The 11822-nt window shown below is 72.5% G+C and carries 9 protein-coding genes and 2 pseudogenes; 5 read left to right on the top strand and 6 right to left on the bottom strand.

The window, feature by feature from the left end:
- On the bottom strand, positions 1 to 1356 hold a 1356-nt coding region (locus ACFC1F_RS40125), incomplete at its 3' end, for a M64 family metallopeptidase (RefSeq protein WP_376166318.1).
- 167 nt (positions 1357 to 1523) lie between these two features.
- On the opposite strand from ACFC1F_RS40125, the gene ACFC1F_RS40120 reads away from it, so the two are divergent.
- Positions 1524 to 2897 (top strand): tetratricopeptide repeat protein, encoded by a 1374-nt coding sequence (locus tag ACFC1F_RS40120; RefSeq protein WP_376166316.1) that lies wholly within the window; start codon positions 1524 to 1526, stop codon positions 2895 to 2897.
- Positions 2898 to 2941: 44 nt separating this feature from the next.
- Here ACFC1F_RS40120 and ACFC1F_RS40115 read toward each other — a convergent pair whose 3' ends face one another.
- Complete coding sequence (locus ACFC1F_RS40115) at positions 2942 to 3805, bottom strand: LysR family transcriptional regulator (RefSeq protein ID WP_376166314.1); 864 nt, start codon at positions 3803 to 3805, stop codon at positions 2942 to 2944.
- 36 nt (positions 3806 to 3841) lie between these two features.
- Here ACFC1F_RS40115 and ACFC1F_RS40110 point away from each other — a divergent pair.
- Positions 3842 to 4249 (top strand): annotated as a pseudogene (locus ACFC1F_RS40110) (DMT family transporter); the annotation flags it as partial.
- A gap of 31 nt (positions 4250 to 4280) precedes the next feature.
- Here the strand turns inward: ACFC1F_RS40110 and ACFC1F_RS40105 are convergent.
- Positions 4281 to 4715, bottom strand: a complete 435-nt coding sequence (locus tag ACFC1F_RS40105) for a hypothetical protein (protein WP_376166312.1) — start codon at positions 4713 to 4715, stop codon at positions 4281 to 4283.
- Between the two features lie 368 nt (positions 4716 to 5083).
- Here ACFC1F_RS40105 and ACFC1F_RS40100 point away from each other — a divergent pair, with 368 nt between their 5' ends.
- The gene (locus ACFC1F_RS40100) at positions 5084 to 6022 is read left to right on the top strand and encodes a cyclase family protein (RefSeq protein ID WP_376166310.1); all 939 of its coding nucleotides are present in this window, start codon (positions 5084 to 5086) and stop codon (positions 6020 to 6022) included.
- Between the two features lie 4 nt (positions 6023 to 6026).
- Here ACFC1F_RS40100 and cydB read toward each other — a convergent pair whose 3' ends face one another.
- From cydB to ACFC1F_RS40085, 3 genes are all read right to left on the bottom strand, one after another.
- A complete protein-coding gene (gene cydB, locus ACFC1F_RS40095) occupies positions 6027 to 7040 on the bottom strand; it encodes a cytochrome d ubiquinol oxidase subunit II (RefSeq protein ID WP_376166308.1) in 1014 nt (337 codons plus the stop codon).
- A gap of 8 nt (positions 7041 to 7048) precedes the next feature.
- Complete coding sequence (locus tag ACFC1F_RS40090; protein ID WP_376166306.1) at positions 7049 to 8431, bottom strand: cytochrome ubiquinol oxidase subunit I; 1383 nt, start codon at positions 8429 to 8431, stop codon at positions 7049 to 7051.
- Between the two features lie 119 nt (positions 8432 to 8550).
- A complete protein-coding gene (locus ACFC1F_RS40085; RefSeq protein WP_376166305.1) occupies positions 8551 to 9504 on the bottom strand; it encodes a 2-hydroxyacid dehydrogenase in 954 nt (317 codons plus the stop codon).
- 349 nt (positions 9505 to 9853) lie between these two features.
- Here ACFC1F_RS40085 and ACFC1F_RS40080 point away from each other — a divergent pair, with 349 nt between their 5' ends.
- Together ACFC1F_RS40080 and ACFC1F_RS40075 are read left to right on the top strand one after the other, a co-directional pair.
- Positions 9854 to 11434 carry a GMC oxidoreductase gene (locus ACFC1F_RS40080; RefSeq protein ID WP_376166303.1) on the top strand — a complete coding sequence of 527 codons (1581 nt, stop codon included), beginning with the start codon at positions 9854 to 9856 and terminating at the stop codon, positions 11432 to 11434.
- 64 nt (positions 11435 to 11498) lie between these two features.
- Positions 11499 to 11822 (top strand): annotated as a pseudogene (locus ACFC1F_RS40075) (glucose-6-phosphate dehydrogenase); the annotation flags it as partial.

Genomic DNA, 11822 nt, shown 5'->3' with positions numbered 1-11822 from the left:
CGTGCGTCCGGCCTGCCGCGTCCGGCCGGTGGTGGGGCGTCGGCGGGTGTCGTCCCAGGAGAGCGCGTCGGTGAGCGAGCGCCGCAGTTCCGGGTCGGCCACGGCGGTGGTCGGGTCGGTGGCGACGGCGGTGAGGCGGTGGCGCAGGCGCTTCGGGCCGGTGAGGTGGAGGTCGGAGACGGCGATCGCCGCGTGGTCGCGCAGGGACGTGATCTCGCGGCCGTCGAGGTACCAGCGCAGGCGGGTGCCGGGGGCGGGGAGGTCGACGGTGAGCCGGTCGGCCGGGGTGAGGAGGGTGGTGGTGGGGGTCGGGCTGGTGAGGGTGGTGGCGTAGCGGTAGAAGCCGGCGATCATGGCTTCGCGGCCGGGCAGGTTGAACTCGCGGCCGAGCGACCGCATGATCGAGTTCTCGGTGGGCCGGTAGAGGCCGGCGGGGTAGTAGCCGCCGCCCTCGTACGCGCCGACCGTACCGCCGTCGGGCGAGGTCCGGCCGAGCCACCGGTACCACTTCGCGCGGTCGCGGCGCAGCCCGTCGGCGGTCAGCGTGGTGATGTTGGACTCGGCGGGTTCCTCGCCCTGGTAGGTGCCCTGGCCGTCGTAGGAGTACTCGTCGGCCAGCTTCCCCAGGGAGTGGCCGGTCTCGTGGACGGCGACCTGTCCCGAGCGTTCGTTCCCGCCGGCGACCGTGGCGATGCCGGAGTAGCCGAGCGGGGAGACGACGTCGTTGTAGCCGGCGCCGCCGTACTTGGCACTGTTGGCGACGACGAGGACGAGGTCCGCCTGCGGGGCCTTGGCGGCGTAGCGGTCGACGGCGTCGGTGTCGACGCAGAGCAGCCGCTCGACGCCGTCGCACCAGAAGTAGGAGCCGAGGGCGGTCTGCCGGACGGTGGAGCGGTCCGGGTCGCCGGAGACGCCCGACTCGGCGGAGACCGCCTGCACGGCCCAGACGTTGAAGAGCGCGCGGTAGGTCGCGTAGGGCTCGACGGCGGTGATCTCCCGCCACTTCTCGGCGGCGTCGGCGAGGAACTTCTGCTGTTCGGCGGCGGTGTAGCCGTCGCCGATCACCACGACGTCCAGCTTGCCGGCGGTGTCCCCGCCGTGGACGACCGGGGTGACGGTGCCGTCGCCCTCGGCGGGCCCGGCCAGCGACTGCGGGGCGGTGTACGGGGAGGCGGCCGGCACCTGGGCGCGGCTGATGCTGCCGTCCTCGGCGAACACCTCCACCTGGTGGCCGGCGCCCGGGCGCGCCGGTGCCGACGCGGTCGTGAGGGCGGTCGCGGGGACGGTCCAGGAGCAGAGGGCTGCCAGGCTCATGACACTGGCGAGGGCGGTGGCGGTGAGTCTGCCGGGACGCACGGGGGACCTCCGGGGTGGTGGGGGCGTAATGGTGGGGGCGTAAAGCGCGGACGAGGGACGTAAGTCGACGGCTAATCAGACTTAATCGATGATTTAATCTAGGACACCGCCGCGTCCACGACAATGGGGCGGGCGGGATCAGCGGACATCCACCGAAGGGGGCGGCCATGACCACGGGGAGCGAACCGGACGGAGTCGGGCCGCGTGTCCAACGGCTGCGCCGCGAAAGGGGGCTGACCCAGCGTGCGCTCGCAGAGCCGGCCTACACCGCGGCCTACGTCTCCACCGTCGAGTCCGGCCGGGTCCAGCCCTCCGAGGCGGCCCTTCGGCACCTCGCCGAGCGCCTCGGCGTCACCTTCGACGAGCTCGCAACCGGCCGGCCAGCCCACCTGCTGCCCGAACTGAAGCTCGCACTGACGGAGGCCCAGAGCACGCTGGCGGACGGCGACACCAACGAGGCGGCCCGGCGGTTCGCCGCCGTCCTGGACCGTGCCGCCCGGCACGACATCGCCTCCCTCCGGCCGGCCGCGCTGCTCGGCCTCGGCGACTGCGCACTGGAGGCCGGGCACCTCGACGACGCCCGGTCGCACTTCGAGGAGGCGGAGCGCCTCCTGGCCGGCGAACCCCTGCCCCGCCGCGCCGCCGCCATCCGCGGCCGGGCCGTCGCCCACCTGCTCGCAGGCGAACTGCGCTACGCGTGCTACCTGCTGGAGACGGCCATCGACCAGCTCAACCGCAGCGGCCTGCACGACCCCGACGCGCTGCTCCTGCTGTACTCGGCCGCCATCGGGCCGTACACGGACATGGGCGCCCACGGCCGGGCCGCCCAAGCCGCGGAACTGGCCCTCGCCCTGGCCCCCGGCGCCACCGACCCCGCGCTGGTCGCCGGGCTGCACCGCAACGTGGCCCGCACCCTGATCGCCGACGGCCGGGCCGCCGAGGCCGACGCCTCCCTCGCCAAGGCCCAGGAGCTCTACCAGCGACTGCGCCTCACCTCCGACCTCGCCAAGTGCCACTGGATGCGTGGCTACGTCCACGCCCAGGCCGGCGACCTCGCCGGGGCGGAACACGAACTGCGCACCGCTCGCGCCATGCTCGCCGCCCGGCACGCGGAGCTCTTCACCCACCAGGTGGACGTCGAACTCGCCGACGTCCTGCGCCGTCGCGGACGGCACGAACAGGCCGGGGAGCTGCTCCGCAGCCTCCTCGACCGGATCGGCCCGGACCGCGGCGCCGTCCACGCCGCCGGGGCGCACCGCCTGCTCGGACTCATCGCCGAGGACCGCGACGAGCCGGAGACCGCGGAGGAGCACTACGTCACCGCCCTCGCCCTGCTCGAACGGGCCGGAGCGGCGGGCGACCTCGCCGACCTCTGCCGCCTCCTCGGCGACCTGCTGCGCCGCACCGGCCGCGTCGAACAGGCCCTGGACGTCTACCGGACCGGCCTCGGCCACCGCGCGGCCCCGGGCACCACGACACTGGGCCCCGCGCCCGCCGGCCCGCCGATCCCGGCACCCGCCCCGCTCGTTCCGGAGCCGTAGGCCCGCGTCGGACCGTCCGCCGCACCCGCCGCAGGGACCTCGGTTCAGGTCCGCACGTCGGCGAGGACCTGGTGGGCGAGGGCCAGCAGGTCCGGGACGGCCGGGTGTCCCGGGCCCTCGCGCCACGCGAGGACGACGGGGACGGCCGGTGCGTCCGCGAGCGGGCGGTAGACCAGCGAGGGGTGGGTGTGGTTGCCGGGGGTGGCCGAGGTGGAGACCCCCACGGCGCGGCCGGCGGCGATGGCGATGAGCCACTCGTCCGTGTTGGCGACCTCGATGGTGGCGACGGGCCGGGCCGTCGGCGGCCACAGGTCCGCCGTGGTGGTGCCGGAGACGGTGTTGAGGGCGACCGGATGGGCGGAGAGGTCCGCCAGGGTGAGCGCGGGCAGGGCGGCCAGCGGGCTGTCCGCCGGCATGACCACCACCCGTTCCTCCGTCAGCAGCAGCTCCGTGCGGAGCCCGGCCGAGGTGACGGTGCCGCGCAGCAGCGCCGCGTCGACCCGGCCCTGGGTGAGTCCGGCCGTGCGGTCGTCGACGCGGAGCAGTTCCAGCGGAGTGCCGGGGTGCGTCTCGTCCCAGCGGCGCAGCAGCGGGACGGTGTGGACGCCGAGCGCCGCCCAGGTGTGGCCCAGGCGCAGCGGCCAGCCCCGCAGGCCCCCGGGGTCGAGGGCCGTCTCGACGGCGGCGACGGCGGCGCGGGCCTTGTCCCGGAAGGTGTGGCCCTCGGCGGTCAGTTCGAGGTGGTGGGTGGAACGGTCGAAGAGGCGGGTGCCGAGGTGGTCCTCAAGCCGGCGCAGGGTGCGGGAGAGCGCGGGCTGGCCGAGGTGGAGACGGGCGGCGGCGCGGGTGACGTTGCCTTCCTCGGCGATGGTGAGGAAGGCGCGCAGGCGGCGCAGCTCGATGGTCATGCCTCAGGAGCATAACCGTGGCGGAGTCGGCATTTCTTCGCGCTGGGTGCCGGCGCGATGATGGCGGCGTACATCGTGCTCAACGCCCGGGCGGGCGCCCGCTTCCCGAGGCTGGACGGCCTCGCGATCGCGATGGCGGTCGCCGCGCTGGTCAGCCTGCCGTTCGGGTTGGCGGAGTCCGGAGCGAGGTTGCTCGAACCGGGGGTGCTCGGCCTGGGCCTGGTGATCGCGGTGCTGAGCTCGGGCGTGCCCTACACCTTGGAGCTGCTCGCCCTGCGGCGGCTGCCGGCGGCCACCTTCGCAGTGCTGACCAGCCTGTCGCCGGCCCTTGCGGCGCTGGCCGGCTACCTGGTGCTGGACCAGGGGATGTCGTTGCCGCAGTGCGCCGCGATCGCGCTGGTGGTCACGGCGAGCGCGGGCGCGGTCCGTACGGGCCGGGGCTGAACCGGGCGCGCCGCCGGCCCGGTGACCCGCGTCAGACCCGCATGCCCTGGACGTGGCGGGGTTCGACGGCCAGGCCGAAGATCACGAGAAGGGACAGGGCCATGATGAACAGTGACCAGAACGGGAACGTGGAGAGGAAGATCATCTGGCCGATCACGGCGAGTGACGCGAGCACGATGCCGGTGATCCGCGCCGCCCGGACGCCGAGGAACACGCCGAGGCTGGCCAGGATCTGGGCGATGCCCAGGACGACGAACATCCAGCCCCAGGCGGTGTAGTTGAAGATGAGCAGCCGGTTGCCGTGGTTCGCGGTCGTCTCGTAGTAGCCGTGGTCCAGCACCGCGACGAAGCCGTCGATGATGTTGCACAGTCCGCTCAGCATCAGCAGGATCCCGGCGTACGCCACCCAGCGCGAGCGCTCCATCGGCGGGACGTTGCTGTTCGAGGGCAGGGGTTGTGACTCCATGCCTCCATCAGAAGCAGCCGGATGGGACGCCGCAACGACTGGTGAGCCGTTGGTGTCCCGTCGCCCGCGGCGGGGTGCGACCGGACGGCGACCGGACTGCGACCGGAGTGCGGCCGGGGCGCGACACCGGTGCGGCCGCGGCGTTCGGGCGAGGGGATCCGCCGGGAGGCGTGCAGCGGGTCGGGTGCGAGGGGGCCGGGAGGCGGATAGCGTTCGCCGGGGGCCTCCCGGACCACACGGAGATCTGACGATGGACCGCTACCCGCCGGACGACTCCGGCTGCGCGACCGCCCGGTACGGGCCCCTCGCGTCGGCTCTGCCCGCACGCTCCGGGGCCGGTGCCCTCGGCACGACGGGGGGCCGGTGAGATGGCCGACCGGCCGGAGGCGTTGCGGCTCGGCGCAGCCGAGTTCCGGGAGCTGTACGAGCGGGTGCGTCGCACCGCCACGGGCGGGATGGGCGGCCGCGGCGCGCTGGACACGATGACACCGCAACGGGTGGTCGCCGCGGCGCGCGAGGTCCGGTCGGGGCTCCGGGTGAGTCTGGCGGCGCCGGTGGAGACGCACACCGGACCGGACAATCCGGAGCCCGCCGGCCACCGCATGACCGGAGCGGTCGCCGGCGCCATCGAACCGGGCGGCCTGCAGTTCGCCCGGGACCACTTCGACATGAACGTCCACGGCGACGCGGACAGCCATCTCGACGCGCTCTGCCACGTGATCTACGACGGCACCCTGTACGGGGGCACGGACGCGTCCAGCGTGACGCCGCAGGGCGCCGAGGCCCTGTCCGTCGCGCTGGCCCGGGACGGCATCGTCGGCCGGGGCGTGCTGCTGGACATTCCCCGGCTCCGCGGCGTGTCCTGGCTGGAGCCGGGCGAGCAGGTGAGTGCCGCGGAGCTGGCCGAGGCCGAGGCCGCCCAGGGCGTGCGGGTGGGAGAGGGGGATCTGCTGTTCGTCCGGGTGGGGCACCGGCGCCGGCGGACGGAGCTCGGCCCCTGGGAGTCCGCGACGGCCCGGGCAGGGCTGCACCCCGGGGCGATGGAGTTCCTGGCCGAGCGCCGCGTCGCGGTGCTCGGCGGCGACGGCAACAACGACGCCGCACCGAGCGCCACCGAGGGCGTGGACTTCCCCGTCCACGTGCTCGCGGTGCACGCGATGGGGGTGCACCTGCTGGACTACCTGCAGTTCGAGGATCTGGCGCCGGTGTGCGAGCAGGAGGGGCGCTGGTCGTTCCTGTGCGTGGTGGCTCCGCTGCGGCTGCCACGGGCCACCGGCTCGCCGGTGAATCCGATCGCGGTGCTGTGACCCGTCACTCCGAGGTGCGGGACGGGCCGAAGTCCTCGGCGGAGATGCGCAGCCGGAAGACGTGGTAGGTCCAGCCCTGGTAGACGAGCACCAGCGGCAGGAAGACGATCGCGACGACGCTCATCACCTTCAGCGCGTAGTTGCCGGAGGCGCTGTTCTGCACGGTCAGGTCGAAGGCGGGGTTGGTGCTGGACACCATCAGCCTGGGGTAGAGGTCGACGAACAGCGACAGGATGGTGGTCGCGATCGTGACGGCCGTGGCCACGAACGCCCAGCCGTCGTGGTGGCCGGTGACGAGCCAGGCGGCGGCGAGGACCGCGAGCATGGCGACGAGGTCGAGGATGTCCGGGAGCACGCCCTTGCCCGCGGTGGAGTGGGTCCACGGGAGGAAGGCCAGCACGGCGAGGACGGTCAGCGGTGCGATCCGGCGGGCCAGCAGCTTGGCCCGGCCCTGCACCGTGCCGGTCGTCTTGAGGGCGATGAACGTCGCGCCGTGCAGCAGGCAGAGCAGTACGAGGGTGACTCCGGCGAACACCGAGTACCCGGAGAAGAGGTCTCCGAAGGAGCCGGTGAACTCCCGGTTCTGGTCGATCGGCAGGCCGTGCAGCAGGTCGCCGAGCGCGATTCCGATCAGCAGCGGCACCAGCACGCTGCCACAGGTGAGCAGGGCGTCCCAGGTGCGGCGCCAGCGCACACCACCGGCCTTGCCGCGGAACTCGAACGAGACGCCTCGCACGATGAGCCCGACCAGCAGCAGGATCAACGCGAGGTAGAGCCCCGAGAACATGGTGGCGTACCAGTCGGGGAACGCGGCGAACATCGCCGCGGCGGCGACGATCAACCACACCTCGTTGCCGTCCCAGAGCGGGCCGATGGTGTTGATCGCCGCCCGCCGGCCGGCCTCGTCGCGGCCGACGACGGTGTGCAGCATGCCGACGCCGAGGTCGAAGCCCTCCAGTACGAAGAAGCCGGTCCACAGGACGGCGGTGACGATGAACCAGAACGTGGCGAGCGCCATCGGGGGCCTCAGTAGCTCAGGGCCGGGACCGGGGCGTCCTCGGCCGGTGGCGGGGACAGTTCCTTGCGGGCGTACCGGGTGATCAGTACGACCTCGACCACCGCGAGCACCGCGTAGAGCAGGAAGAACACCAGGATGCTGGTGGCGACCTCGCCGGTGCTCACCGACGGGGAGACACCGTTGCGGGTGAGCTGGATGCCCTGGACGATCCACGGCTGACGGCCGTTCTCGGTGAGCAGCCAGCCGGCGGTGTTCATCAGGAACGGCAGCACCGCGGTCCAGACCGCCACCCGCTGGAACCACTGCGAGCCGCTGAGCCGCTTGCGCCACAGCAGCCACAGGCCCCAGAGCCCGACCAGCAACACCACGACGGCGAGGTAGGCCATCACCCGCATCGACCAGTACTGGATGAAGATGTTCGGGACGTAGTTGCCGGGCCCGTACTGCTGCTCGTACTGGGCCTGGACGGCGTTGAGCCCCAGCACCTGGCCGTTCCAGTGGTTGGTGGCCAGCAGGGACAGCAGATGCGGGACCTCGATGATCCGGGTCGGCGTCATGTCGTTCTTCCCGCCGCCGATCTGGAACAGCGAGAAGGAGCAGGGCTGGCAGGTGTCCCACTGGGCCTCGGCCCCGGCGATCTTCATCGGCTGGTACTTGCCCTCGGTGACGCCGAGTTCGCTTCCGACCAGCATCGCGACCAGGATCACCGGGACCAGCACCACCAGGGCCAGCCTGGCAGTGGCGTGGAAGGCGAGCGGGGACGAGCCCTTGCGCAGTTGCCAGGCCGACACCGCCAGCATCACGCACGCTCCGGTGACCACCGAGGCGAGGATCACGTGCAGGTACCCGCGCAGGAACACCGGGTTGGTGAACAGCGCCCAGACGTCGTTGAGTTGGGGCCGTCCGGTGGACGGATCGATCGTGTAGCCGACCGGGTGCTGCATCCAGGAGTTGGCCGCCATGATGAACGCCGCGGACAGGACGCCGCCCAGGGCCACCGCCCAGATCGTCGCCAGGTGCACGCGCGGCGGCAGGCGGTCCCAGCCGAACAGCCACAGCCCGAGGAAGGTCGACTCCAGGAAGAAGGCGGCCAGGCCCTCCATCGCCAGCGGTGCGCCGAAGACGTCGCCCACCGTGCGCGAGTACTCCGACCAGTCCATCCCGAACTGGAACTCCTGCACCAGGCCGGTCACCACGCCCACGGCGATGTTGATCACCAGCAGGACACCGAAGAACCTTGTGAGTTGCAGGAGTTCGGCCCTGCCGGTCCGGTGCCAGCCGGTCTGCAGCAGGGCGGTCAGGAATCCCAGGCCGATGGTGACCGGAACGAACAGGAAGTGGTAGACCGAGGTCATGGCGAACTGCAGCCTGGCCAGGTCGAGTTGACTCATGTGGTTCCCATCGCAGGGCGCTTGGGCATCAGTCAACCACGCACCCGCGCCGCCGGCGGGGCGGCGCCGCCGGGGTTAGCCCCGGCGGGCGGCGGCCGATCGGAGCAACGGAGAGGCCGTCAGCCCGCACCCGTCACGATCACGTTGGCCGGCGGATCGCCCGCCGCGTACCGCGACACCTGTGCCCGGACCAGGGCCAGGGCACGGGGCCGGAAGGCCGAGGTGGTGGCCGCGACGTGGGGACTGATCAGGGTGTTCGGCGCCGTCCACAGCGGATGTCCGGGCGGTAGCGGCTCGGGGTCGGTGACATCGAGCGCCGCGGCCAGCCGCCCGCTTCGCAGCTCCGCCAGGAGCGCGTCGGTGTCCACCACTGCGCCCCGGCCGACGTTCACCACCAGCGCGCCGTCCTTCAGCCGGGCGAGGACCGCGGCGTCGACCAGGCCCCGGGTCTCCGCGGTGAGCGGCAGGGTCAGCACCACCGCATCGGCCTGCGGCAGCAGGAGGGGCAGGCGCCCCAGGGGCTGCACGGGCCCCCGCGGTGACTGCCGCTCCGTGCGCGCCACCCGGAGCACCCGGCATTCGAACGGCGCGATCCGCGCTTCGACGGCCGCACCGATCGCGCCGTAGCCGAGCAGGAGCACGGTGCGGTCGGCCAGAGCGGGCCGGAATCCGGTCACCCACTGCTGCGCCTGCTGTGCCCGCACGAGATCGGGGATCCGGCGCAGCGCCGCGAGGAGCAGGGTCACCGCGTGCTCGGCGGTGCTCGCCTCGTGCACTCCCGTGGCGTTGCAGAGCGTGACTCCGGGCGGCACATGCGGCAGCAGATCGTCCACACCGATGCTGAGCGACTGCAGCACCCTCAGGCCGGGAAGCCGCGGCAGCAGGTCCAGGGCCGTGCGGGTGAAGGTGTACGGGATGACGAAGAACTCGACGGCCGCGAGCCGGGGGCCGGCCGGTTCCTCGCCCGTGCCGTCCCACACGGCCGCGGACCAGCCCTCCGGCAGCCCGCCCAGCTCCGCCGGGGTGAACGGCAGCAGCAGCCGGGGACCGGCGGACGGCTTCGCGGCGCTCATCGGACCTGACTCCTCTCGGGTGCCCCGAGCGATGGCGGAGGTGCGCCGCGCCCGGCAACCGTGCCGCAACGGAGTCCGGCGACCTCATGACCAGCCTAGGGAACAGACCGTCGTGGACGCCTGCGCCAGCACGGGCGCGACCACGGCCGCTGTGCTGCGAGCCGCTCGGACAGCAGCCTCCCGCCCGCTGAGGTGCCGCCCGGCCTGAGCCGTTATAGCTTGCAAGTGACAGGACTTGTCCTGCGCGTCGGTGGCCGTGCCGCGAGGACGCCACCCCGAGCCGAGTGCCCGAAGGCCGGACGAGCCGGGCACTGCCAGGGCAGGCAACGACTCCAGATCGGATTCCGCCGTGGTCGGCGACCAGCACTACGACGTCATCATCATCGGCACCGGCGCCGGCGGCGGCACACTGGCGCACCGGCTGGCGCCGACCGGCAAGCGCATCCTGCTGCTCGAACGCGGCGACTACCTGCCCCGCGAGCGCGACAACTGGGACTCCACCGCGGTGTTCGTCAAGGGCAAGTACCGCGCCCCCGAGTACTGGTACGACAAGGACGGCAACGCCTTCCCGCCCGAGGTCAACTACTACGTCGGCGGCAACACCAAGTTCTACGGCGCCGCGCTGTTCCGGCTGCGCCCCGAGGACTTCGGCGAACTCCGCCATCACGACGGCATCTCGCCGGCCTGGCCGATCGACTACCAGGACATGGAGCCGTACTACACCCGGGCGGAACAGCTCTACCTGGTGCACGGCCGGCACGGCGAGGACCCGACCGAGGGCCCGGCGAGCGGCCCGTACCCGTTCCCGCCGGTCGAGCACGAACCGCGCATCCAGCAGCTCAGCGACGACCTGGAGAAGCACGGCCTGCACCCGTTCCACCTGCCGATCGGGGTGAACCTCACGCAGGACGAGCACGGCCGGGCCGTCCACGGCAGCGCCTGCATCCGCTGCGACCGGGTGGACGGGTTCCCCTGCCTGCTCGGCGCCAAGTCCGACGCCGAGGTGATCTGCGTCGACCCGGCGCTGAAGCACGACAACGTCACGATGATCACCCACGCGAACGTGCGCCGGCTCACGACCGACCCGACCGGGCGGACGGTCACGGCCGTGGTCACCGAACTCGGTGACGGCGGCACGGCCGAATTCGCCGCGGACGTCGTGGTGATCGCCTGCGGTGCGGTCAACTCGGCGCTGCTGCTGCTCCGCTCGGCGAGCGACCGGCACCCGGAGGGGCTGGCCAACAGCTCCGGCGTGGTCGGCCGGCACTACCTGCGGCACAACAACCTGGCCCTGATGGCGGTGTCGAAGGAGCCCAACCCGACCGCCTTCCAGAAGACCCTGGCCCTGCACGACTGGTACCTGGGCGCGGACGACTGGGACTTCCCCCTCGGCGGGATCCAGATGCTCGGCAAGTCCGATGCCGACCAGATCCACGGCGAGGCTCCGCGCTGGGCCGGAGCGGTGTCGCCCGACATGCCGTTCGAGGTGCTCGCCCACCACGCGGTCGACTTCTGGCTGTGCGGCGAGGACCTGCCGAACCCGGACAACCGGGTGACCCTGGACGCCGACGGCAACGTCCACCTGACCCTCGACGAGAAGAACAACATCAGCGGACTGAAGCGGCTGCGCCACAAGCTCCAGGGCATGCTCGGAAAGCTGGGCCTGCACGAGCACCATCTGCTGCCGCACAGCCTCTACCTGCACAAGGGCATGCCGATCGGCGCCACCGCCCACCAGGCCGGCACCGTCCGGTTCGGCACCGACCCCGCCTCCTCCGCCCTCGACGTCAACTGCAAGGCCCACGACCTGGACAACCTCTACGTCGTGGACACCAGCTTCTTCCCGAGCATCGGCGCGGTGAACCCGTCGCTGACGGCCATCGCCAACGCCCTGCGCGTCGGCGACCACCTGGCCGACCGGCTGCGGTGAGCCGCGGCGCAGGCAGCCGGCGCACACAGCACGCATCCGGCGATCGCACACAGGAGAGCCCGAGATGACGACACGACAGACGGACGCGCTGGTGATCTTCGGCGCAACCGGCGACCTGGCCAAGCTGGAGACCTTCCCGGCGCTGGTCGGGCTGGTCGAACGCGGAGTCCTGGACGTCCCGGTGGTGGGCGTGGCCAAGGCCGGCTGGGGCCTGGAGCAGTTCCGCGCCTACGCCGAGGCCTCGCTCACCCTCAACGGCATGGACCCCGCGTCCCCCGCAGCGGTCAAGCTGCTCGGCCTGCTGCGCTACGTGGACGGCGACCTCGGTGAGGACGCCACGTACACGGCGATGTCCGAGGCCATGGGCAGCGGGGGTCGCGCGCTGTTC

Source organism: Kitasatospora sp. NPDC056181 (genome assembly GCF_042266225.1).
Classification (GTDB): domain Bacteria; phylum Actinomycetota; class Actinomycetes; order Streptomycetales; family Streptomycetaceae; genus Kitasatospora.
Note: the sequence above shows the minus strand (reverse complement) of the source record. Positions and strands in the feature narration are given on the sequence as shown.